Annotated in this window: 23 protein-coding genes; 13 read left to right on the top strand and 10 right to left on the bottom strand. The window is 71.0% G+C overall.

Annotation, left to right across the window (positions count from 1 at the left end; all coding sequences use genetic code 11):
* A partial coding sequence (gene tyrS, locus ABD932_RS42775; protein ID WP_345021815.1) for a tyrosine--tRNA ligase occupies positions 1-1,017 on the top strand: 1,017 nt, incomplete at its 5' end.
* A gap of 75 nt (positions 1,018-1,092) precedes the next feature.
* Here tyrS and ABD932_RS42770 read toward each other — a convergent pair.
* Positions 1,093-1,371 carry a GlsB/YeaQ/YmgE family stress response membrane protein gene (locus ABD932_RS42770; protein WP_345021813.1) on the bottom strand — a complete coding sequence of 93 codons (279 nt, stop codon included), beginning with the start codon at positions 1,369-1,371 and terminating at the stop codon, positions 1,093-1,095.
* A gap of 244 nt (positions 1,372-1,615) precedes the next feature.
* Between ABD932_RS42770 and ABD932_RS42765 the strand changes: the two genes are divergently transcribed.
* Together ABD932_RS42765 and ABD932_RS42760 are read left to right on the top strand one after the other, a co-directional pair.
* Complete coding sequence (locus ABD932_RS42765) at positions 1,616-2,014, top strand: DUF3099 domain-containing protein (RefSeq protein WP_345021811.1); 399 nt, start codon at positions 1,616-1,618, stop codon at positions 2,012-2,014.
* A 221-nt stretch (positions 2,015-2,235) separates the two neighbouring features.
* On the top strand, positions 2,236-2,448 hold the full coding sequence (locus tag ABD932_RS42760) for a hypothetical protein (protein WP_345021809.1): 213 nt from the start codon (positions 2,236-2,238) through the stop codon (positions 2,446-2,448).
* Positions 2,449-2,571: 123 nt separating this feature from the next.
* Here ABD932_RS42760 and moaA read toward each other — a convergent pair whose 3' ends face one another.
* From moaA to ABD932_RS42745, 3 genes are all read right to left on the bottom strand, one after another.
* Positions 2,572-3,561, bottom strand: coding sequence for a GTP 3',8-cyclase MoaA (gene moaA, locus ABD932_RS42755; protein ID WP_345021807.1), 990 nt, complete (start codon positions 3,559-3,561; stop codon positions 2,572-2,574).
* A gap of 162 nt (positions 3,562-3,723) precedes the next feature.
* On the bottom strand, positions 3,724-5,352 hold the full coding sequence (locus ABD932_RS42750; RefSeq protein WP_345021805.1) for a solute symporter family protein: 1,629 nt from the start codon (positions 5,350-5,352) through the stop codon (positions 3,724-3,726).
* A complete protein-coding gene (locus tag ABD932_RS42745) occupies positions 5,349-5,705 on the bottom strand; it encodes a DUF485 domain-containing protein (RefSeq protein ID WP_345021803.1) in 357 nt (118 codons plus the stop codon). Before ABD932_RS42745 ends, ABD932_RS42750 begins: the two co-directional genes overlap by 4 nt.
* Before the next feature lie 373 nt (positions 5,706-6,078).
* Between ABD932_RS42745 and ABD932_RS42740 the strand changes: the two genes are divergently transcribed.
* From ABD932_RS42740 to ABD932_RS42730, 3 genes are all read left to right on the top strand, one after another.
* Positions 6,079-7,611 (top strand): S8 family peptidase, encoded by a 1,533-nt coding sequence (locus ABD932_RS42740; RefSeq protein WP_345021801.1) that lies wholly within the window; start codon positions 6,079-6,081, stop codon positions 7,609-7,611.
* A gap of 73 nt (positions 7,612-7,684) precedes the next feature.
* On the top strand, positions 7,685-9,079 hold the full coding sequence (locus ABD932_RS42735; protein WP_345021799.1) for a CoA transferase: 1,395 nt from the start codon (positions 7,685-7,687) through the stop codon (positions 9,077-9,079).
* Positions 9,080-9,214: 135 nt separating this feature from the next.
* A complete protein-coding gene (locus tag ABD932_RS42730; protein WP_345021798.1) occupies positions 9,215-10,222 on the top strand; it encodes a CopD family protein in 1,008 nt (335 codons plus the stop codon).
* A gap of 36 nt (positions 10,223-10,258) precedes the next feature.
* Here the strand turns inward: ABD932_RS42730 and ABD932_RS42725 are convergent, their stop codons facing one another.
* Positions 10,259-11,302 carry a zinc-dependent alcohol dehydrogenase family protein gene (locus tag ABD932_RS42725; protein WP_345021797.1) on the bottom strand — a complete coding sequence of 348 codons (1,044 nt, stop codon included), beginning with the start codon at positions 11,300-11,302 and terminating at the stop codon, positions 10,259-10,261.
* Between the two features lie 161 nt (positions 11,303-11,463).
* A complete protein-coding gene (locus ABD932_RS42720; protein WP_345021796.1) occupies positions 11,464-12,174 on the bottom strand; it encodes a VIT1/CCC1 transporter family protein in 711 nt (236 codons plus the stop codon).
* Positions 12,175-12,370: 196 nt separating this feature from the next.
* Here ABD932_RS42720 and ABD932_RS42715 point away from each other — a divergent pair, with 196 nt between their 5' ends.
* The 3 genes from ABD932_RS42715 to ABD932_RS42705 all read left to right on the top strand — a co-directional run bounded on the left by ABD932_RS42715 (position 12,371) and on the right by ABD932_RS42705 (position 14,541).
* On the top strand, positions 12,371-13,378 hold the full coding sequence (locus tag ABD932_RS42715; protein ID WP_345021794.1) for a DEDDh family exonuclease: 1,008 nt from the start codon (positions 12,371-12,373) through the stop codon (positions 13,376-13,378).
* A gap of 79 nt (positions 13,379-13,457) precedes the next feature.
* A complete protein-coding gene (locus tag ABD932_RS42710) occupies positions 13,458-13,691 on the top strand; it encodes a hypothetical protein (protein WP_078916415.1) in 234 nt (77 codons plus the stop codon).
* Positions 13,692-13,749: 58 nt separating this feature from the next.
* The gene (locus ABD932_RS42705; RefSeq protein WP_345021790.1) at positions 13,750-14,541 is read left to right on the top strand and encodes an SURF1 family cytochrome oxidase biogenesis protein; all 792 of its coding nucleotides are present in this window, start codon (positions 13,750-13,752) and stop codon (positions 14,539-14,541) included.
* A 36-nt stretch (positions 14,542-14,577) separates the two neighbouring features.
* On the opposite strand, the gene ABD932_RS42700 is transcribed toward ABD932_RS42705, so the two are convergent.
* From ABD932_RS42700 to ABD932_RS42685, 4 genes are all read right to left on the bottom strand, one after another.
* The gene (locus tag ABD932_RS42700; protein ID WP_345021788.1) at positions 14,578-15,528 is read right to left on the bottom strand and encodes a hypothetical protein; all 951 of its coding nucleotides are present in this window, start codon (positions 15,526-15,528) and stop codon (positions 14,578-14,580) included.
* Between the two features lie 133 nt (positions 15,529-15,661).
* The gene (locus tag ABD932_RS42695) at positions 15,662-15,853 is read right to left on the bottom strand and encodes a YbdD/YjiX family protein (RefSeq protein WP_345021786.1); all 192 of its coding nucleotides are present in this window, start codon (positions 15,851-15,853) and stop codon (positions 15,662-15,664) included.
* Positions 15,850-18,003 carry a carbon starvation CstA family protein gene (locus ABD932_RS42690; protein WP_345021784.1) on the bottom strand — a complete coding sequence of 718 codons (2,154 nt, stop codon included), beginning with the start codon at positions 18,001-18,003 and terminating at the stop codon, positions 15,850-15,852. The genes ABD932_RS42695 and ABD932_RS42690 overlap by 4 nt, the downstream gene beginning before the upstream one ends.
* Positions 18,004-18,099: 96 nt before the next feature.
* A complete protein-coding gene (locus ABD932_RS42685; protein WP_345021782.1) occupies positions 18,100-18,348 on the bottom strand; it encodes a DUF3311 domain-containing protein in 249 nt (82 codons plus the stop codon).
* Positions 18,349-18,519: 171 nt separating this feature from the next.
* Here ABD932_RS42685 and ABD932_RS42680 point away from each other — a divergent pair, with 171 nt between their 5' ends.
* From ABD932_RS42680 to ABD932_RS42665, 4 genes are all read left to right on the top strand, one after another.
* Positions 18,520-20,058 carry a sodium:solute symporter family protein gene (locus tag ABD932_RS42680; protein WP_345021780.1) on the top strand — a complete coding sequence of 513 codons (1,539 nt, stop codon included), beginning with the start codon at positions 18,520-18,522 and terminating at the stop codon, positions 20,056-20,058.
* Positions 20,055-20,630, top strand: coding sequence for a sigma-70 family RNA polymerase sigma factor (locus ABD932_RS42675; protein WP_425587597.1), 576 nt, complete (start codon positions 20,055-20,057; stop codon positions 20,628-20,630). The genes ABD932_RS42680 and ABD932_RS42675 overlap by 4 nt, the downstream gene beginning before the upstream one ends.
* On the top strand, positions 20,627-20,944 hold the full coding sequence (locus ABD932_RS42670) for a hypothetical protein (RefSeq protein ID WP_345021778.1): 318 nt from the start codon (positions 20,627-20,629) through the stop codon (positions 20,942-20,944). The genes ABD932_RS42675 and ABD932_RS42670 overlap by 4 nt, the downstream gene beginning before the upstream one ends.
* Positions 20,945-21,032: 88 nt before the next feature.
* Entirely contained in the window at positions 21,033-22,817 is a 1,785-nt protein-coding gene (locus tag ABD932_RS42665) for a glycoside hydrolase family 15 protein (protein ID WP_345021776.1), read from the top strand.
* Positions 22,818-22,820: the final 3 nt, after the last annotated feature.

Below are 22,820 nucleotides of genomic sequence, written 5' to 3'. Positions count from 1 at the left end.
GAGCGCACGCTGAACGACCCGGAGACGGTCGCGAACTGGGTGAACCGCCTGCGCGCGCAGATCGAGCCCTTCCTGTCCTTCGAGGGCGACAATGCCGCGACGATGGTCAACAACCTGGACTGGACGGCCGGCCTGTCCGCCATCGAGTTCCTGCGGGACATCGGCAAGCACTTCCGCGTCAACAAGATGCTGACCAAGGACTCGGTCGCCCGTCGGCTGCAGTCCGAAGAGGGCATCAGCTACACGGAGTTCAGCTACCAGCTGCTGCAGGGCATGGACTTCCTGGAGCTGTACCGGCGGCACGGCTGCACCCTCCAGCAGGGCGGCAGCGACCAGTGGGGCAACCTCACTGCGGGTCTGGACCTGATCCACCGGCTGGAGCCGCACGCCCATGTGCACGCTCTCGCGACGCCGCTGATGACCAAGTCGGACGGCACCAAGTTCGGCAAGACCGAGGGCGGCGCCATCTGGCTCGACCCGGAGATGACGACGCCGTACGCGTTCTACCAGTTCTGGCTGAACGCGGACGACCGGGACATCTCCACGTACATGCGCATCCTGTCCTTCAAGTCCCGTGCGGAGCTGGAGGAGCTGGAGAAGCAGACTGAGGAGCGTCCGCAGGCCCGTGCCGCGCAGCGTGCGCTGGCCGAGGAGCTGACGACGCTGGTGCACGGTGCCGACCAGACGGCCGCCGTGATCGCCGCGTCCAAGGCCCTCTTCGGCCAGGGCGAGCTGACGGAGCTGGACGACCGGACGCTGGCGGCGGCCCTCTCCGAGGTGCCGCACATCCAGGTCGAGCAGCTCGGCCAGGTCGTCGACCTCTTCGCCGAGGTCGGCCTGGTGGCCAGCAAGTCCGCGGCGCGGCGCACCGTGAAGGAGGGCGGGGCCTACGTGAACAACGTCAAGGTCGCCGGTGAGGACGCGGTGCCCGCGAAGGAGGACCTGCTGCACGGGCGGTGGCTGGTGCTGCGGCGCGGGAAGAAGAACCTGGCGGCGGTCGAGGTCACGGGCGGCTAGCCGACGTACAGGGACCTGTGTACGACGAAGGGGCGACTTCCCGCGTGGGAGGCCGCCCCTTCGAGGTCCCCGGACTCATGTCCGCTGTTTACGCTTGCCCAGCGTCGCCATGTACAGCATGTCCCCCACGTACACGATGATCACCGCGGCCACGATCTGGAAGACGTGCCGGCTCCAGTCGATGCCGCGGGTCGCTTCGACGCCGAACGCGCGCGCGATGGAGTTGCCGACGATGGCGCCGAGGATGCCGAAGATGGTGGTCAGCCAGAGGGGGCTGTGCTGCTTGCCCGGGATGATCGCCTTCGCGAGCAGACCCAGCACAAACCCGACGATGATCGCCCACAACCAGCCCATGGCTGCCTCCTCCTACGGCTCGGGTGAGCCTCACACCCAGTCTTGGACCGGCCCTGGTACGCCGCATGCCGGGTACCGCCGTACGCGTTACGGCTGACGGCGTTCCCCCAGGTGGCAGGGGCCCCGGTCTCGTAGGCGGCGGAGGCGGGGCGTACCGTGGAAGGTGTCCTGGCCCGGGTCCCCGACCGGGGGCGGACGGGTAGGGGCAGGGGGAGAGTCCGATGCGGGCGGATGGTGGAATCTGATGCGGAAGCTGCATGCCGGCGGTAACGCCCAGGTGTTCCGGATCACCGGGGCCCGAGCGGGGCTCCACGACGATGTGCGCGCCCGGCAGCGCCGGTACGTCATCTCCATGTCGGTCCGCACGGTGTCGGTGATCCTCGCCGCCTCGCTGTGGAACGTCGAACGGCACGTCGCGATCGTTGCGTTGGTGCTCGGGGCGGTCCTGCCGTATATCGCGGTGGTGATCGCCAACGCGGGGCGGGAGAATGCGCCGGGTCTGCCGTCGACGTTCGTGAGCGCGCCGATGCGACCGATGATCGCCCCGCCCGGGACGAATGACGGCTCCGCGGAATCCGTCCCGGAAGATGTCGCGGACGACTCCGCGCCGGGCGCACAAAGCAAACCGGGCGACGGAATGTGATCCTGCGGAGCGCTGTCCTCCGGACAACTCGGGGGGTCGACTCCGCGCCAAGCTCAGGAAAAGCTCAGATCAATAGTGCTGTTCCGGTGCCGGGCGAGGGGTTACCCATGACATACTTCGTGGACGCTCCGCATCCCCCGTCGGAGCGACGGACCGACGCCGGGCAGCTCCCCCCGTGGCTGCTCGGCGTCGCCTTTTGTGTGCATCTGTGAGACGAATCTGTGAGTGACACGCCTATCTGTTCCGCCAAGGGCTGCCGTGCCGATGCCGTGTGGGTGCTGGCGTGGAACAACCCGAAGATTCATACGCCGGAGCGGCGGAAGACGTGGCTCGCCTGCGAGGAGCATCGCGAGCATTTGTCACAGTTTCTTGGGGTGCGGGGGTTTTTGAAGGACGTTGTCCTGCTAGAAGAGTGGGAAGCGCAGGGAGATTGAGGGGCGCCATCGGTCTGGGGTGGTGCGGCTCGTCTGGCGTCTACGGCTTCATTGTGGTTAATCGCGCCCACGCGGCGGAGCCGCAAATCGATACGGTCCCGCGCCCCTTCAGGGGCGTTGCAGCTAGCCCCCGATAGCGGACATCGGCCTGTCCGGCTGCACGAACGACGGGTCGTCCAGGCCCGCTCCCGCCTTCTTCCCCCACATCGCCAGGCGCCAGATGCGGGCGATCTCCTCGTCGGGGGCGTCGGAGCGCAGTGCCGCTCGTAGGTCGGTCTCCTCCTGGGCGAACAGGCACGTTCGTATCTGGCCGTCGGCCGTCAGGCGGGTGCGGTCGCAGGCCGCGCAGAACGGGCGGGTGACCGAAGCGATGACGCCCACCACGTGCGGGCCGCCGTCGACCAGCCAGCGCTCCGCCGGGGCCGAGCCGCGCTTCTCCTCGCCCTCGGCGGTCAGCTCGAAGCGGGTGCGCAGGGACGTCAGGATGTCGCCGGCAGTGATCATGCCGTCGCGCTTCCAGCCGTGCTGGGCGTCCAGGGGCATCTGCTCGATGAAGCGCAGTTCGTAGTCGTGCTCGACCGCCCAGGCCAGGAGGTCGGGGGCCTCGTCGTCGTTGAGGCCCGGCATCAGGACCGAGTTGACCTTGACCGGGGTCAGGCCCGCGTCGCGGGCGGCGTGCAGGCCCTCGATGACGTCCTTGTGGCGGTCGCGGCGGGTGAGGGTCTTGAAGACGTCGGGGCGCAGGGTGTCCAGGGAGACGTTGACCCGGTCCAGGCCCGCCGCCTTCAGGGCGGACGCCGTGCGCTTGAGGCCGATGCCGTTCGTCGTCAGGGACATCTGGGGGCGGGGCTCAAGGGCCGCGACGCGCTCGACTATGCCGACGAGGCCAGGGCGCAGCAGGGGCTCGCCGCCGGTGAAGCGGACCTCCTCGATGCCGAGGGAGGTGACCGCGATGTCGATCAGGCGGACGATCTCGTCGTCCGTGAGCAGGTCGGGCTTGGCCAGCCACTGCAGACCCTCCTCGGGCATGCAGTACGTGCACCGCAGATTGCAGCGGTCGGTCAGCGAGACCCTCAGGTCGGTGGCCACTCGGCCGTAGGTGTCGATGAGCACGTGGGCCCCCTCCCGCGTCAAGACCGGATTCAACTTCCTTCACCTGCGAGCCTACGTGACCGCACTGACACCGACACCGGCCCGATCCCACGACGTACGACGCGGCCGCGTCGTAGGGATCTACGACGCGGCCGCACAGTGGGCGTGCTCAGCGGGGCGTGCTCAGTGGGCGCCGGTGCCGGTCAGGGACCGGACCTCCAGCTCCGCGTACTTGCCGGCGTCGGGCTCCTCCTTGGACAGGACCGTGCCCAGCCAGCCCATGAGGAAGCCGAACGGGATGGAGATGATGCCCGGGTTCTTCAGCGGGAACCAAGCGAAGTCGACGTCGGGGAACATCGCCTTGGGGTCGCCGGAGACGACCGGCGAGAACAGCACCAGGCCGACGGCGACGATCAGACCGCCGTAGATCGACCACAGGGCGCCCTGGGTGGTGAACCGCTTCCAGAACAGACTGTAGAGGATCGTCGGCAGGTTGGCGGAGGCCGCGACGGCGAAGGCCAGGGCGACCAGGCCGGCGACGTTGAGGTCGCGGGCGAGGGCGCCGAGGAGGATGGAGACGGCGCCGATGCCGATGGTGGCCAGGCGGGCGGCCCGGACCTCCTCCTTCTCGGTGGCCTGGCCCTTCCTGATGACGTTCGCGTAGATGTCGTGGGCGAACGACGAGGACGAGGCCAGGGTCAGGCCGGCGACGACCGCGAGGATGGTCGCGAAGGCCACGGCCGAGATGGTGGCGAGCAGGATCGCGCCCCAGGCCGAGTCGACGCCGCCGAGATGCAGGGCGAGCAGGGGTGCCGCCGTGTTGCCCGACGGGTTGGACGCGATGATCTCTTCCTGGGAGATCAGCGCGGCTGCGCCGAAGCCGAGGGCGATGGTCATCAGGTAGAAGCCGCCGATGATGCCGATCGCCCAGTTCACGGACTTACGGGCGGCCTTGGCGTTGGGCACCGTGTAGAAGCGGATCAGGATGTGCGGCAGACCCGCGGTGCCGAGGACCAGGGCGATGCCGAGGGAGATGAAGTCCAGCTTGGAGGTGCCGGTCGCGCCGTACTGGAGGCCGGGCTCCAGGAAGGCGGCGCCCTTGCCGCTGTTCTCGGCGGCCTTGCCGAGCAGGTCGGAGATGTTGAAGTTGAACTTCAGCAGCACCAGGAACGTGATCAGGATCGTGCCACCGATCAGCAGCACGGCCTTGACCATCTGGACCCAGGTCGTGCCCTTCATGCCGCCGATGGAGACGTACACGATCATCAGGACGCCGACGAGGGCGACGATCAGGATCTTGCCCGCGTCGGTGGTGATGCCGAGCAGCAGCGAGACCAGGACGCCCGCGCCCGCCATCTGGGCCAGCAGATAGAAGATCGACACGACGATCGTGGAGGTGCCGGCCGCCGTGCGGACCGGGCGCTGGCGCATGCGGTACGCGAGCACGTCACCCATCGTGTAGCGGCCGGAGTTCCTGAGCGGCTCGGCCACCAGGAGCAGGGCGACCAGCCAGGCGACCAGGAAGCCGATGGAGTACAGGAAGCCGTCGTATCCGAAAAGTGCGATGGCGCCCGCGATGCCGAGGAAGGACGCGGCGGACATGTAGTCGCCGGAGACGGCGAGGCCGTTCTGGAAAGCGCTGAACGACCGGCCGCCCGCGTAGAAGTCGGCGGCGTCCTTGGTCTGGCGGCCCGCCCACACGGTGATGAAGAGGGTCGCGATCACGAAGGCCGCGAACAGGGAGATGATCAGCGGCCGGTGCTCGCTGGCCTCGTTGGCGGCGAGCTGTACCTGGGCAATCGCGGGGCTCATGCGCCGCCCTCCATACGGGTCTTGATGGCCTCGGCCTTGGGGTCGAGCTTGGCGCCGGCGTGGCGCGCGTACCACCAGGCGATGAGGAACGTGGTGACGAACTGGGCGATACCGAAGACGAACGCGATGTTGATGTTGCCGAACAGCTTGGTGCCCATGAAGTCGCCCGCGTAGTTGGAGAGCAGGACGTACAGCAGGTACCAGACGATGAAGGCGACGGTCAGCGGGAAGGCGAAGGAGCGGTAGGAGCGGCGCAGTTCACCGAACTCCGCACTCTGCTGCACCTCGGCGAACTCCTCGGTGGTGGGGAGTTTGTGTTCCTCTTTCGAGGGGGGCGGTGCGTCGGTAGCCACGGAGTCTCCTCGCGTTGCGGGCGCTGTTGCGACGGTGGACGGGGACGGGTCGGGGGGTGGGGACGAGTGGGATGCGGGCATGGCGGCTCTGTTCCTAGCGGTGACATGGATCACTTGAGCCGAGTGGCGATGTTAGGGCCACGGCGTGTGATCCGACAGAGGGCTCGATCCTGCTCGCGCCCCCTTCCCAAGGTCACGGCGCCACGCGAGGACCGGTTCAACTCCGAGGGCTTCTTTCCGAAGTCGCCCGGGTGAGTGATTGCTGGCCAGGAGGTTCGGGGGATAGCTTCACTCCTGCACCACTCGTCATGTACCTGCCCGGGCGCTCATCCGCGTCCGGGCAGGTTCCCGTTCCGGATGATGTGGAGATCCCATGGTTCATCTGCGGTCCAGACGCCGACTCGGCCTCGCCGCATCCCTCGCCCTGTCGCTGACCGCCTCGCTCGGCTTCCTTCCGGCGGCGGCCTCGGCCGCACCGTTCGCGGAGCCCGGCGCGCAGGCCACGGACGCGACCGGCCTGGCATATGTCGTCAACACCCACACGGACCGTCGCACGATCGAGTCGGTGAAGAAGGCGATCGCCGCGGCCGGCGGCACCGTCGTGATCGCCTACGAGAAGATCGGCGTGATCGTCGTCCACTCGGCGAACCCCGACTTCGCCAAGGCGATACGTGCGGTGCGCGGTGTGCAGTCGGCGGGCGCGACGCGTACGGCGCCCCTGGCCCCCGCCGGGGCGACGGACGAGGGCCCCGCCCAGCCGATGACGAAGGGCCAGGCCTCGAAGATCGCGCGCGCGTCGGCCGCGGCGGAGGGCAGCGAGCCGCTCGAGGCCGACCAGTGGGACCTGCGGGCGATCGGCGCCGACAAGGCCGCCCGGATCAACCCGGGCAGTCCGAAGGTCACCGTCGCCGTCATCGACACCGGCGTCGACGACACCCACCCGGACCTGGCGCCGAACTTCGCCGCGTCCCAGTCGGCGAACTGCGCCGGCGGCGTCGCGGACACCAGCGAGGGCGCCTGGCGCCCGTACACCGCCGAGGACTACCACGGCACGCACGTCGCGGGTGAGATCGCCGCGGCCCGCAACGGCATCGGCGTCGCGGGTGTCGCGCCCGGCGTGAAGGTCTCGGGCATCAAGGTGAGCGACCCGAAGAACGGCCTCTTCTACCCGGAGAGCGTCGTCTGCGCCTTCGTGTTCGCCGCCGACCACGGTGTGGAGATCACGAACAACAGCTATTACGTCGACCCGTGGCTGTACAACTGCATGGACGACCCCGACCAGAAGGCCATCGTCGACTCGGTCAACAGGGCCCAGCTGTACGCCCAGAAGAAGGGCACGCTGCACCTGGCCTCGGCGGGCAACTCCAACCACGACATGGACGCCGACTCGATCGTGGACGAGACCAGCCCCGACGACTCCACGCCGGTCACCCGCACGATCGACCCGCACGAGTGCTTCGACGTGCCGACCCAGCTGCCGGGCGTGGTCACGGTGAGCGCGACGGGCGTGCAGAACGTCAAGTCGTACTACTCGTCCTACGGTTACCGCGTCGTCGACGTGGCGGCGCCGGGCGGTGACCGCAAGTTCCAGATCCCGACGGACACCCCGTCGGCAAACGGCCGCATCCTGTCCACCATGCCGAACGGCGAGTACGGGTGGCTGCAGGGCACGTCCATGGCCTCCCCGCACGCGGCCGGCGTGGCCGCGCTGCTGAAGTCGCGGTACCCGAAGGCGTCTCCGGCCCAGTTGCAGGGGCTGCTGAAGGTCCAGGCGGACAACCCGGGCTGCCCCGAGTCGTACGACCAGGACGGCGACGGCAAGCAGGACGCGGTGTGCGAGGGCGGCGAGCGGTTCAACGGCTTCTACGGGTTCGGCGTCGTCGACGCACTGGACGCCGTTGACTGACCGGATGAGCCCCAGGTAGCCCGGCGGCCATCCGGTCAACATGTTGATCGAGTCAACACTGCATAGTGCAGTCATGACGGGAATCAGTGCGGGAATCAGTGCCGCTTGGTCCGCGATGGGCGGCGATCCCGCCTTGCTCCCCCGTGTGTCGACCGTGGTGCGGGAGGGCGCGCTTCACGCGCGTCTTCCCGTACGGGAGTTGGCGCGCGCGTGCGTGGGCGCGTGCGCGCTGGCCGCGGCCGAGCTGGGGGCACGGCGGGCCGGGCTCACCGAGGTGCCCGAGGTGCGGCTGGACGACGGGGCGATCGCCACGGCGTTCGTGAGTGAACGGCATCTCCTGGTCGACGGGCGCGCACCGGTCAACTTCGCCCCCTTGTCGCGGTTCTGGCGCACGGCGGACGGCTGGGTGCGGACCCACGCGAACTATCCGCATCACCGGGCCCGGCTGCTGGCCGCGCTGGGGGTGACGCAGGAGGATCCGGCCGCCGTCGCCGCGGCGCTCGCCGAGCGGTCCGCGCACGAGATCGAGGAGTCCGTGTACGCGGCCGGCGGGCTGGCCGTGGCGCTGCGGACGCCCGAGGAATGGGCGGCGCACGAGCAGGCGGCCGCGGTGGCCCGACGGCCTCTCGTGGAGCGCGAACGGCTCGACACGGCACGTGCGCGCGTGCTCCCGCCTCTCGACGGCACTCCCCTGCTGCCCGCCGCCGGAGTTCGCGTCCTGGACCTGACGCGGGTCATCGCGGGCCCCGTCGCCACGCGCACACTCGCGCTGCTCGGCGCGGAGGTCCTGCGCCTGGACACTCCGCGGCTGCCCGAACTGGCCGACCAGCACGCCGACACGGGCTTCGGGAAGCGCTCGGCGACCCTGGACCTGGCGGCTGACCGGCGCGTCTTCGAGGAACTGCTCGCGACGGCGGACGTCGTCGTGACCGGGTACCGGCCGGGCGCCCTCGACCGGCTCGGGCTGTCGGCGCGGGAGTTGGCCGAGCGGCGGCCCGGTCTGGTCGTGGCACAGCTGTCGGCATGGGGGGCGTACGGGCCGTGGCGCGAGCGGCGCGGGTTCGACAGCCTCGTGCAGGTCGCCAGCGGCATCGCCGCGATCGAGGGGGCCACGGCCGACGGAGCGGCCGAACGGCCCGGCGCGCTGCCCGCGCAGGCCCTCGACCACGGGACGGGGTATCTACTGGCGGCGGCCGTACTGCGGGCGCTGACCGAGCGGCAGGAGGAGGGTTACGGCCGCTGCGTACGGCTGTCTCTGGCGCGCACGGCGCAGTGGCTGACGAACGGCATCCGGCCCGGCCCGGAGGGGCACCTGACGTACGACGCGCCGGACGCCTGGCTCGGCGAACGGGACAGCGCGCTCGGGCGACTGCGGTACGCCCTGCCACCGGTGTCGTTCGCGGGCGGCCCCGTCGACTGGGCGCGTCCGCCGGGGGTGTGGGGCGCGGAACCGGCGCGGTGGGTCTGAACGGCCGAGCCTTGAGCCCCTCGCGTCGGCCCTGAGCGGGAGGGCCGCCCGAGCCGTACCTCTGGGCGGAATGCCGCACCACCACTTGTTTTCCGGCGCTTGCCCGAATCTGTGATGTTTTGTGAAGCTCTTGAGGTGACATTGACCAAACCCTCCCCCGCCCGGTCCGACGGGAGCGCACCGAGACCCCGCCCCGGCGTCGGCCCGGCCGTCGCTGTTCTCGTCCTGGTGGGGCTGGCGGCGCTGATCCCGCTGCTCGGACCGCCGGCCGCGCTGCACGGCACCGGGGAGGCCGCCGCGCCCGGCACCGGTGGGATCGCGCTGCTGCGCGCGGTGCTGTTCGCGGCGCTGTGCGTCCCGGTGGGCGAGCTGTTCGTGAGCCGGCTGGCCCGTACCGTGCCCGGCGCTCCCAGGGCTCTGCCCCGCAGTTGGGCGCCGTACGCGGCCGCCGCCGGTTTCGTCGCCGCCCTCGGTCTGGCCTCGGTCGTGTCCACGGGCAACCTCGTGCCGCACAGCCCCGCCGACCTCGACTTCGGCGGCCTGTACGCGTCGCGCGACGGCAAGCTCGCGCTGGTGGAGGTGAACGCCTTCGCCGTGGCGGGGCTGTGCGCCCTGTCGCGCCGGCCGGCCGCCCAGATCTGGCCGCTGGCCGCGGTCGTGGTCGCCGAGGCACTGCGTGCGCACCCCACGACCGAGCACGGCCCGCTGCTCGGTTCCGGTCTGACGCTCGTGCACCTCACCTGCGCGTCGCTCTGGGCCGGCGGGCTGCTGTACGCGCTGCGGACGCTGCGCGGATGGGGCACCGCGGAGGCGGGCGCGGCCCTGCTCGGCCTCTACGCGCGCGTGGCGGCCGTACTGCTCGCCGCCATCACGGCGACCGGGGTGTGGAGTTCGCTGCGCCGGATGCCGTCGGACACGGTCCTGGCGCAGTTGACGGACACGGCGTACGGCCGTGCGCTGCTGGCCAAGGTGATCCTGGTGGTGGCCGTGGCAGCGCTCGCCCTGTGGGCACGGATCCGGCTGCGCCGGGCGGCCGACCCGCTGACCGCCTGCGCTCCCGCGCGAGCGGAGGTCGTCGCCCTGGGAGTGGTGGTCGCGCTGTCGGGGCTGCTGACGGCGCTGCCGGTGCCGATCCGCTGGTGAACCCTTCGCAGGCCCTCAGCCGGCTTCTCCGCGCCCTCAGTTGGTGACCAGGACCTTGAGCGCGGTGCGCTCGTCCATCGCCTTGTAGCCGGCGGGCACGTCCTCCAGGCCGACGGTCATGTCGAAGACGGGCGACGGGTCGATCGTGCCGTCCAGGACGTCGGGCAGCAGCTCGGGGATGTAGGTGCGGACCGGCGCGACGCCGCCGCGCAGCGCGATGTTCCCGTCGAACATGACACTGAGGTCGAGCCCGGTGCCGCTGCCGTGCGGCACACCGACGAAGCCGACGGCGCCGCCGTCCCGGGTGATGTTGACCGCCGTACGCATTGACTGTTCGGTACCGACGGCCTCGACCACGGCGTGCGCGCCCTGCCCGCGCGTGAGTTCGCGTACGGCTTCGACAGCCGCGTCCCCGCGCTCGGCGACGACGTCGGTGGCGCCGAAGCGGCGCGCGATGTCCGTACGGACCTGGTGGCGGCCCAGCGCGATGATCCGCTCGGCGCCGAGCCGCTTGGCGGCGAGCACCGCGCACAGGCCGACGGCGCCGTCCCCGACGACGGCGACCGTGGCGCCCGGGCGGGCTCCGGCGCCGAGGGCGGCGTGATGACCGGTGCCCATGACGTCGGACAGGGTCAGCAGGGCGGACAGCAGGTGGTCGTCGCCGGCCGCGTCCTTGGGGAGCTGGACGAGGGTGGCGTCGGCGTAGGGGACGCGCACGGCCTCGCCCTGGCCGCCGTCGGAGCCGACGGAGCCCCAGAAGCCGCCGTGCTCGCAGGAGGTGGTGAGCCCCTCGCGGCAGTAGTCGCAGACGCCGTCGGACCACATGAAGGGCGCGACGACGAGGTCACCCCGCTGGACGCCGGTCACCTCGGAGCCGGTCTCCTCGACGACGCCGAGGAACTCGTGGCCGATCCGCTGGCCCGGCTGCCGGGCCGACTCGCCCCGGTACGCCCACAGGTCGCTGCCGCAGATGCAGGCGCGCAGCACGCGGAGCACGGCGTCGGTGGGCTGGCGCACCACGGCGTCGGGCACGTCCTGCACACGCATGTCGAACGGGGCGTGGATGGTGGTGGCGCGCATGGCGAGGTCCTTGTCGTCTCTTGTCCTGCATGCGCTCGAAAGGGGTGGTCGAGCGCGCATCCCACCGTACGCCGCGGTTCGGGACGGCCGCGCTCCGAGGGCCCCGGAAACTGTGCTGAAGTGCGGAAACCACGTGGTCCTGAGCCGGCCGGGTCGCGGCGCTACACCCCCGCCACGTCCAGCAGCGACCCCGCCGCGTAGGTGACCCCCATGGCCAGCGCGCCGCCCGCCACATTGCGCAGCACCGCTCGGGCCGGGGCGGCGGCGCCCAGGCGGGCGCTGCTCCAGCCGGTCAGGGCGAGGGCGGCCAGCACGGAGGCGACGGTGACCGCCAGCCGCCAGTCCGCCGGCGGCAGCACCATCGCGAGCAGCGGCAGCAGCGCCCCCGCCGTGAACGCCAGGAAGCTCGCCCACGCCGCGTGCCACGGGTTGGCCAGCTGGTCCGGGTCGATACCGAGCTCCACGCGCGCGTGGGCCTTCAGCGCGTCCCGTTCCGTCAACTGGACGGCCGCCTCCATGGCTACGTCCCGGGTCAGACCGCGCCGCTCCAGGAGCACCGCCAGCTCCTCCAACTCCGCCTCCGGCCGCTCCCGCAACTCCCGCTTCTCCAGGGCCAGCGCGGCCTTCTCCGAGTCGCGCTGGGTGGAGACCGAGACGTACTCCCCCGCCGCCATGGACATCGACCCGGCGAGCAGCCCGGCCAGCCCGGCCGTGAGCAGCGCCGAGCGGTCGTCCGTCGCGCCGGCCACACCGACGACGAGTCCCGCGGTCGACACGATGCCGTCGTTCGCCCCCAGGACGGCAGCCCGCAGCCAGTTCAGCCGCTCGCCCAGCGCGCCGCCGTGGGCCTCGTCATGCGTTGGTTCGGTCACATGCGGAGGATCGCACCGCGGGGGACATCCCGGACGTACCGACGCACCCGGCCGGACACCGCGGCCACCGGGGCACGGCAACACGGCGCGCCCGCCGACCGGTTGACGTCCGTGCGTTCGCCGCGCTCGAACAGGCGGGCGCGGCAAGGCACCTGACGGTCAGGACTGTCAGTCCCGGCCCGTATCCTCAGTGACCATGCTCGAAGACCGTGCGACCGCAGCGTCCTCCCCCACAGCATGGCCGACCGCGTATCCCCAGGGGTACGCGGTCGTTGACGTGGAGACCACCGGCCTGGCCCGGGACGACCGGATAATCTCCGCGGCCGTCTACCGGCTGGACGCACGCGGCGAGGTCGAGGACCACTGGTACACGCTGGTCAACCCGGAGCGCGATCCGGGCCCGGTCTGGATCCACGGGCTGACGAGCGATGTGCTCGAATCGGCGCCTCTGTTCACGGACATCGCCGAGGAGTTCTCGGCCCGCCTCGACGGCCGGGTGCTCGTCGCGCACAACGCCGTCTTCGACTGGCAGATGATCGCGCGGGAGTACGCGCGCGCGGAGCGGGAGGCGCCGGTACGGCAGCGGCTGTGCACCATCGCGCTCTCCAAGGAACTGGGACTGCCGCTGCCCAACCACAAGCTGGAGTCACTGGCCGCGCACTTCGGCGTCGTACAGCAGCGCGCGCACCACGCGCTGGACGACGCGCGCGTGCTGGCGGAGGCGTTCCGGCCGAGCCTGCGGGCCGCGGCGGCGGACAGCGTGCGACTGCCGCTGCAGGAGTGCCGGCCGCTGACCGAGTGGCGGGACAGCGCCGCGCCCCGGATCGGACAGCAGGCGGGGGGCTACGGCGGTGGCGGTTACGGCGGCTACCGGCCGACCAGTTGGCGTCCGTCCCGGAAGAGGCCCGCCTGCCCCTATCCCAACCCAGGCCGATACGAAGAGGGCAAAAGGCTCAAGCAGGGCATGCGGGTCGCCTTCTCCGGAGACACCTCGATCGAGCGCGACCTGCTGGAGGACCGCGCGACCGAGGCCGGGCTGCATGTGTCGACGAGCCTGTCCCGGCTCACCAGCCTGCTCGTCACGAACGACCCGGACGCCGGCACCTCGAAGGTGGTCAAGGCACGGCAGTACGGGACGCCGGTGATCGACGAGGCCGCCTTCGGGCAGCTCCTGAGGGATGTGGAACCGGCGTCGGAGCGGTGACCGTACGGACGGGTGATTGCCGCGCGACTCGCCCGGAGCCGTCTCGCCCGGGCCGCGGTGACGGCTCACCCTGTGGCGCATGGCGACATGTGAAGTATGCGGAAACGACTACGGCATGACCTTCGAGGTGCACGCGCAGGGCGCGGTGCACGTCTTCGACTGTTTCTCCTGTGCGATCCACCGCATGGCCCCGGTCTGTGAGCACTGCCGCGTCCAGATCATCGGGCAGGGCGTCGAGGTCGAGGGCCAGTGGTACTGCGGCGCCCACTGCGCCCGCGCGGAGGGAAAGGTGGGGATCGTCGACAAGGTGTGACCGGCCAGGACCCGTACCCGCCTGAAAACACCCCACGACCGAGTTGTACGGTCGTGGGGTGTACCGCTTCCTGTTGTCCCGGCAGTGGGTGATCCTCACGCTGGTCGCCCTGCTCCTCATCCCCACGATGATCAGGCTGGGCATCTGGCAGATGCACCGCTACGAGGAGCGCAGCGCCCGCAACCAGCTGGTCGCCGACGCGCTGGGCGCGCAGGCGGTGCCCGTGGAGAAGCTGACCTCCCCGGGACACACCATCACCTCCAAGCAGCGGTACCGCACCGTGACCGCCGAGGGGCGGTTCGACACCGACCGGGAAGTCGTCGTCCGGCGGCGCGTCAACGCCGACGAGGAGGTCGGCTTCCACGTCCTCACCCCCTTCGTCCTGACGGACGGCAAGGTGCTGCTGGTCAACCGCGGCTGGATCCCCGCGGACGGGCCCAGCCAGACCGCCTTCCCCAAGATCCCCGCGCCGCCCAGCGGCCAGGTCACCGTCACCGGGCGGCTGATGCCCGACGAGACGACCGAGGCCAGCGGGATCAAGAACCTCAAGGGGCTGCCCGATCGGCAGGTCATGCTGATCAACAGCGAGCAGGAGGCGCAGCGGCTGGACGCCCAGGTGCTGGGCGGCTATGCCGTGCTGACGGCGCCCGAGCCGAAGGGCGACACGCCGGAGCTGATCGGGAAGCCCGGTGACGAGAACGCTCCGCTGAACTACGCGTATGCCGTGCAGTGGTGGCTGTTCGCCGCGGGTGTGCCCGTCGGGTGGTGGATTCTGCTGCGCCGTGAGGCCCGCGACCGGGCGCACGCGGCCGCTGCGGAGGAGACGGAGACCGCGCCCGCCCCCGTGTAGCGTCCCGAGCGCGGCATACGTGCTCGGTCGCCACTGTCACTTCCGGCGGCCGTTCAGCTGGTCCCGCCAGTAGTGGAAGGCGCGTTCCGGCTCGGGCAGCAGGTCCCACGGGTGGCGGGTCATGTGGCGGCCGACGCGCTGGAAGACGGGTCCCGCCTCGGTCGGGCGGTGGGCGCGGGTCAGGGCGAAGGCCAGGACGTTGAGGTCGACGACGGCTTCGGCGTGCGGTGCCGCGGCGGCGTGGAACCAGCGGGAGAGGGCCGTGTCGATCTCCCTTGCCGCCCTGGGTTCGTTCCAGTGACCGCTCGCGCCGAGCGCGTCGCGGCCCGTCCGCTCCTGGCGGTGAGCGACGAGTTCCACCCGGGCCGCGACCGGCAGCAGAGCGATCGGGGATCCGTGCGGCGCCTGGAAGGCGACCTGCCAGGCGAAGTCCATCATGTCGGGGACCGTGCCGTGGCCGCGCGGGGACAGGTACCGCAGGAGCAGGTGATAGGCCGTCCGATGCCAGGGCGCGCGGTTGACGGCCTGCGTCCAGACCGGCACCGCGTCCCGCACCGGTACGGCGGCGGCGTGCATCAGGGACAGCAGCGCCAGCCAGGGCGTCGGGTCCTCCGGGCAGGCCGCGGCCGCGTGCAGACACGTCTGCTCGGCCTGGCGGACCGCGGCGTGTCCCTCGGCCGGGGCGCGGGCCGACTGGACGAAGGCACGCAGGACCAGGGCGTCACCGTCGTCGGGCCGTTCGGCGGCCCATCGCTCGGAGACCACGGCCGGCAGGCCCCGGGCGAGGACGGAGACCCGGTGGGCACGGCGGTCCCAGTCGCGTCCGGTGGCATGCAGCAGTTCGGCCACGGGGTCCCATGCGGGGCTTGTGCGGCCGGCGCCGAGGCCGTGGAGTTGTTGGGTGGGGCGGAGTTCACGCAGGGTTTTGTGCAGGGGGGCGTCGTCCAGTTCGGGGCGGATCAGGAGGGATGGTCGGCGTCTCAGCATCTGGGTGTATGTCTCGCCGTGGAAGGTCTGCTGTGTGGGTGCGTGCGGGTTGTTCGTGGTTGCTCGCGCAGTTCCCCGCGCCCCTGGGGGCGTGCAGTGCACGCATACCTGTAGGCGCGGGGAAGGTGCGGTGTCAGCAGCAGCGGCTCTGTGGGTGTTCCTCTCGGTGCAGGGTGCGCAGTACGTCGTACTCCCGGCGGGTCGGTATCGGAGCCTCGGGGTGGTGGCGGCGCTGCCGGTCGCAGTAGCGGTCGTACTCCGCCTCGCCGGTCAGCTCACGCGCGTACCAGCGCAGCGCCCCCAGCACCTTCCGCACGGTGCTCATGAGCGCGCCCCGACCAGCGGCTCCGCGGACTGCTCCGGTACGTCGATACGGGACTGCACGTACGGCGCCTCGGTGGTCGGCAGCGGCTGCCCGGCGCGGACGGCACGGACGCACACCACCGCGCAGTTGACCAGGACGGTGAGGACCAGCAGCAGGAAGATCGCCATGATGACGCCGTCCACCGTGTTGTTGAGCACGATGGTGTGCATGTCGTCCATGTTCGTGGCGCCCGGCAGCAGCTGACCGTCGTCGATGGCCTGCGCGTACTTGTCCCGCAGGGCGAAGAAGCCGATCGCCGGGTTGTCCGAGAAGATCTTCTGCCAGCCGGCGGTGAAGGTGACGGCCACGTCCCAGGCCAGCGGGATGCCGGTGACCCAGGCCCAGCGCAGCTTGCCGGACTTGATCAGCACGGTGGTGGTGACGGCCAGCGCCACCGCGGCCAGCAGCTGGTTGGCGATGCCGAACAGCGGGAAGAGCTGCTTGATGCCGCCCAGGGGGTCGGTGACACCGGCGTAGAGGAAGTAGCCCCAGGCGCCGACGACCAGGGCGCTGGTGATCCAGATGCCGGGCTTCCAGGTGACCCGGCCGATCGGCTTCCAGACGTTGCCGAGCATGTCCTGGAGCATGAAGCGGCCCACCCGGGTACCGGCGTCCACGGTGGTGAGGATGAACAGCGCCTCGAACATGATCGCGAAGTGGTACCAGAAGGCCTTCATCCCGGCCCCGCCGAACACCCCGGCGAAGATCTCCGACATGCCCACGGCCAGCGTGGGCGCACCGCCGGAGCGGCCCACCAGCGTCTCCTCCTCGACGGCCTTGGCCGCCGCGGTGAGCTGGTCCGGGGTGATGGTGAAGCCGAGGTTCTTCACGGCCTCCGACGCGGTGTCCACGGTCGGGCCGAGCAGCGCGGCCGGGGAGTTCATCGCGTAGAACAGGCCCGGTTCGAGCACGCAGGCGGCGATCAGCGCCATGACGGCGACGAAGGACTCCGTGAGCATGGAGCCGTAGCCGATCAGCCGGACCTGGGACTCCTTCTGGATCAGCTTCGGCGTGGTGCCGGAGGAGACCAGGGCGTGGAAGCCGGACAGGGCGCCGCAGGCGATGGTGATGAACAGGAACGGGAACAGCGACCCGGCGAACACCGGTCCTGCGCCGGTCGAGGCGAACTCCGTCACCGGTTCGGCCTTGAGGTTCGGGGCGGCGATCACCACGCCGACGGCCATCAGGGCGATGGTGCCGACCTTCATGAAGGTGGAGAGGTAGTCGCGCGGCGCCAGCAGCATCCACACCGGCAGCACGGAGGCGACGAAGCCGTAGCCGACCAGGCAGAAGACCAGGGTCTCCGGGCTCCAGACGAAGTACTCGGCGAGCGAGGAGTCCTGGATCCAGCCGCCGCCGAGGATGGCGAGCAGCAGCAGCGCCACCCCGATCAGGCTGGTCTCCACGACCCGGCCGGGCCGCAGATAGCGCATGTAGAAGCCCATGAAGAGGGCGATGGGGATGGTCATGGAGACCGAGAAGGTGCCCCACGGGGACTCCGCCAGCGCGTTGACGACGACCATCGCCAGCACCGCGAGCAGGATGATCATGATGGCGAAGACGCCGATCAGCGCGGCGGCACCGCCCACCTTGCCGATCTCGTCACGGGCCATCTGGCCCAGGCTCTTGCCGTCCCGGCGCATCGAGAGGAACAGGACGATCATGTCCTGCACCGCACCGGCGAAGATCACGCCCGCGATGATCCAGATCGTGCCCGGCAGATAACCCATCTGGGCCGCCAGGACCGGGCCGACCAGCGGGCCGGCACCGGCGATCGCCGCGAAGTGGTGGCCGAACAGCACCCGCTTGTCGGTGGGGTGGTAGTCGACGCCGTCCTCCAGCCGTTCGGCCGGCGTGGCCCGTGTGTCGTCGACCCGCAGGACCCGCCGGGCGATGAACCGCGAGTAGAAGCGGTAGGCGATCGCATACGAGCCGAGGGCCGCCACGACCAGCCAGACGGCCGAGATCTCCTCGCCCCGGGACAGGGCGAGCACGGCCCAGGCGAGGGCACCGACGAGGGCGACCGCGATCCAGAGGGCAACCGACTTAGGCGACATCCGGGATTTGTCCGGCGCCTCGCGACCGGATTCGGGCATGACTGACGTGGGCATGGCGGCTCCTGAACTCAACGGGTGGGCAGAGCGGGTGTGCGGCAGAAGGCAGGTGTGCGGCGGAAACCGGGTGTGCAGCAGAAGCGGAAGGACGGCTCAGCGTTCTCGATGTCGATCTCGATACCGATCTCGATGTCGATGCCGGTCCGTCAGCGCGTACGCCGCGAGCAGGCAGAGGCCGCACCCCGGCACCCAGGCGAGCTGGTACCAGTAGAAGAACGGCGTCCCGGCCAGCCGTGGTTCGGCACCGGCGTACAGCGGGACCCACAGCAGGCCTGCGGCGGGCGCGAGGAGCAGTACGGCGATCGCGACGCGCCGTAGCCGGTGATGACCGGTCCGTGCCATGACCTGCGCTCCTCTCCCGCTCGCTGTCGGTCTGTGCAAGAGTTGCCCACCCCCGGAGACCGGTTGACAGGGAATTTCCGGGAAATTTCCCGCCGGTTCTCTGTCATCCGTTCCGGCCGCTCGCGCAACTCAGACGCGAGGGCACAGGCACACCAAGGACGGTGACCACCCATGGCCGACGGCGCCATGACCGCGACGTTCCTCGCCGTGATCGGCGGAGCGTCGCTGCTCGCCGTCACCGCGCGACGCCTGAGCCCGAGCGACCGGCTGCCGTCCCTGGAGGGCTGGGCGCTCGCCGACCGCAGCCTCGGCCCGGTGTGGACCTGGCTGCTGCTCGGCGGCACGATCTTCACCGCGTACACCTTCGCCGCCATACCGGGACTGGCGTACGGCAACGGCGCGCCGGCCTTCTTCGCGGTGCCGTACACGGTGATCGTCTGTCCGCTGGCCTTCGTGTTGCTGTCCCGCCTGTGGACCGTGGCCCGCAGACACGGCTACGTCACGGCGGCCGACTTCGTGCGCGGCCGGTACGGCTCGGCGCCGCTGGCCCTGGTGGTCGCGCTGACCGGGATCCTCGCGACGATGCCGTATCTGGCGCTGCAGCTGCTCGGCATAAGGGCGGTGCTGGCGGCCGGGGGCGTGTATCCGCGGGGTGCGGCCGGTGATCTGGTAATGGTGGCGCTTTTCGCCGGGCTGGCCGTGGCCACGTACCGGCACGGGCTGCGTGCCCCCACCGTCATCTCCGCGCTGAAGGCCGTGGCCGTGTTCGTCTCGCTGACCGCGGTGACCTGGCTGGTCCTCGCCCGGCTCGGCGGCCCGGGTGCCGTCTTCGACGGTGCGGCCGAGCGCCTCGGCGGCCCGGCCCTGCTCCTCGCCCCCGAGCAGCAGCCCGCCTACGCCACCCTCGCCCTCGGCTCCGCGCTCGCCCTGCTGATGTACCCGCACGTGCTCACCGCGGGTTTCGCCGCCGACGGTCCTCGGACCCTGCGCAAGGTGTCCGTGGCGCTGCCCGCCTGGACCGGGCTGCTCGCCCTCTTCGGCTTCCTCGGCATCGCGGCCCTCGCGACGGGCGTGCGCGCTCCTGCGGGCGGTGCCGAGGCGGCCGTACCGATGCTGGTCGACCGGCTGATGCCGGCGCCGCTGGCCGGGCTGGTGTTCGGGGCGATCACCGTGGGGGCGCTGGTCCCGGCGGCGGTGATGTCGATCGCGGCCGCCACCGGGTTCGTACGCAATGTGTACGTCGAGTACGTCCATCCGACGGCCACGCCCAAGCGGCAGGTGCGCATCGCCAAGGCGGTGTCGCTCACCGCGAAGGTGGGCGCGGTGGCGTTCGTGTTCGGGCTGCGCGACCAGGACGCCATCAACCTCCAGCTCCTCGGTGGGGTCTGGATCCTGCAGATCTTCCCGGCCGTCGCGGTGGGCCTGTTCACCGGGCGGCTGCATCCGCGGGCGCTGCTCGCCGGGTGGGGCGTGGGCATGGTGGCGGGGACCTTCATGGTCGTACGGGAAGGGTTCTCGTCGGTCGTGCCCCTGGGCGGCGGGCCCGAGATCTACGCCGGGCTCGCCGCCCTGTTCCTCAACCTGACCGTCGCCGTGGCCGGGACCGCGGTGCTCGAACGCCTCGGCGTCCCGCGCGGCGCCGATCTCACCGACCTGCCGTCGCGCCTGAGCGTCAGGCGGCGCCCCGAGACGGGAGCGAACAACCCGTGAGACAGCACCTGAGACATGAAACCGGTGGTGCCGCGGTACCGGCCGTCCCGCTCACCCCCGCGGTGAGCGACCCGGCGGACCTGGAACGCGAGGCCGGTCTGGCCCGCCTGTTCGAGCTGCACTACTCCTCGATGCTGCGCCTCGCCGTCCTGCTCGGGGCCGACGATCCGGAGAACGTGGTCGCGGAGGCCTACTACCAGATCTACCGGAAGTGGCGGCGGCTGAGGGACATCGAGGCGGCGGAGGCGTATCTGCGCTCCACGGTGTGCAATCTGACGCGGATGCGGATACGGCATCTCCAAGTGGCCCGCAGGCACGTCGAGAAGCCGACGCCGGACGAGGTCGTCGCCTCCGCCGAGAGCACCGCGCTTCTGCACGACGACCAGCGTGTGCTGATCGACGCGCTTCAGCAGCTGCCGGCCCGGCAGCGCGAGGCGCTGGTGCTGCGGCACTGGCTCGGGCTGAAGGAGAGCGAGATCGCGGCGGCGATGGGGATCTCCTGCGGCTCCGTGAAGACCCATACCTCACGCGGCCTCGCCGCCCTGACCCAGGCGATGGAGGCCCGGCGATGACGCATCGAGATGCGACTCCGGCGCATGACACCGGTCCGGACCGCACGGAGCGGGAGCTGCGCGAGGCGCTGTCCGCGCTCGCCGACGGGGTGCGGGCGGCGCCCGACGCCTACCGCACGGCACGCGGCGAGTGGCTGCGCCGGGAACGCCGACGCCGCCTCGTCCTCGCCGTCCTCATCGCGGTCGTGTTCGCCCTGGCCACGCTGATCGGGCTGTGGGTCCTCAACCAGGCCCCGGCGGACCCCGGCGTCATCTTCTCCGGCACCGGCACCGGCTCCGCAGCGAGCGGACCACTCGCCCGGCCTCAGCCCTGACACGCCGTCCCTCCGCCCTCCCCCCGCCCCATCACTCCCTCGGCCCCACCCTGATTGCCCCACCGCCCCTTGGGGAACCCGCACTTGCGTGCACCCCCGCATCGAGGACTACGCCCTCATCGGCGACGAGCAGACGGCCGCCCTGGTCGGCAGGGACGGCTCCGTCGACTGGCTGTGCCTGCCCCGGTTCGACTCGGCCGCCTGCTTCGCCAAGCTCCTGGGCGACAAGGACAACGGCCACTGGCGCATCGCCCCCAAGCACACGAAGGGTCCCTGCACGCGCCGCGCCTACCGCCCGGACACCCTGGTGCTGGACACCGAGTGGGAGACCGCCGAGGGCGCGATCCGTGTCACCGACCTGATGCCCCAACGTGACCGCGCCCCCGACCTCGTACGCATCGTGGAGGGGCTGAGCGGCCGGGTCACGGTGCGCAGCAGCCTGCGGCTCCGCTTCGACTACGGCTCGATCGTCCCCTGGGTGCGCAAGTCCCGCGGCCACCGGGTGGCCGTCGCCGGCCCGGACTCGGTCTGGCTGCGCAGCGAACCGGCCGTGCCCACCTGGGGCGAGGACTTCGGTACGCACTCGGAGTTCACGGTCGAGGCCGGTGAGCGGGTCGCGTTCGTCCTCACCTGGCACCCCTCGCACGAGCCGCGCCCGCCGCTCGTCGACCCGTACAAGGCGTTGCACGCCAGCATCCGCGACTGGCAGAAGTGGGTGAGCCGCTGCCACTACGCCGGCCCGTACCGCGACACCGTCGTCCGTTCCCTGATCACCCTCAAGGCCCTCACCTACCGCCCGACCGGCGGCATCGTCGCCGCCGTCACCACCTCGCTCCCCGAGGAGATCGGCGGCGTCCGCAACTGGGACTACCGCTACTGCTGGCTGCGCGACTCCACCCTCACCCTGAACGTGGGCCTGTCGGCGGGCTACCGGGCGGAGGCGGAGGCCTGGCGCGACTGGCTGCTGCGCGCGGTCGCGGGCGACCCCGCCGACCTGCAGATCATGTACGGCCTGGCGGGCGAGCGGCGGCTGCCCGAGTTCGAGGTGCCGTGGCTGTCCGGCTTCGCCGGATCCGCCCCCGTACGCATCGGCAACGAGGCCGTGGAACAGCTCCAGTTGGACGTGTACGGCGAGGTCATGGACACCCTGGCGCTGGCCCGGGCCGCGGGACTGCCCTCCAAGCCGCACATCTGGGCGATCCAGGCCGCCCTCATCGACTGGCTGAGCGAGCAGTGGCGGCAGCCCGACGAGGGGCTGTGGGAGGTACGCGGCGGGCGCCGGCACTTCGTGCACTCGAAGGTGATGGTGTGGGTGGCCGCGGACCGGGCGGTGCGCACGCTGGAGATGAACCCGGCCCTGGAGGGCGACCTCGCCGGCTGGCGGGAGTTCCGCGACGAGGTGCACCGCGAGGTGTGCGAGAAGGGCTACGACGCCGAGCGGAACACCTTTACTCAGTACTACGGCTCCCGTGAACTGGACGCCGCGCTGCTGCTCATGCCGCGCGTCGGCTTCCTGCCGCCCGACGACCCGCGCGTCATCGGCACCATCGACGCCATCCGCGCCGAACTCAGCCACGACGGATTCCTGCGCCGCTACAGCCAGGAGACGCCCGTCGACGGACTCCCGGGCGGCGAGGGCACGTTCCTGGCCTGCTCGTTCTGGCTCGCGGAGGCGCTGCACATGACGGGGCGTAGGCAGGAGGCACGGGAGCTGTTCGACCGGCTGGTGCGCCTCGCCAACGACGTGGGCCTGCTGTCCGAGGAGTACGACCCCGTGGCCGACCGCCAGCTCGGCAACTTCCCGCAGGCCTTCAGCCACATCGGCCTGGTGAACACCGCTCTCGCCCTGTTCGGGGGCGACGGGGCAGGATAGGGC

This window comes from Streptomyces shaanxiensis (assembly GCF_039537145.1).
GTDB classification, from domain to species: domain Bacteria; phylum Actinomycetota; class Actinomycetes; order Streptomycetales; family Streptomycetaceae; genus Streptomyces; species Streptomyces shaanxiensis.
This window is presented reverse-complemented; position numbering and strand designations above follow the sequence as displayed.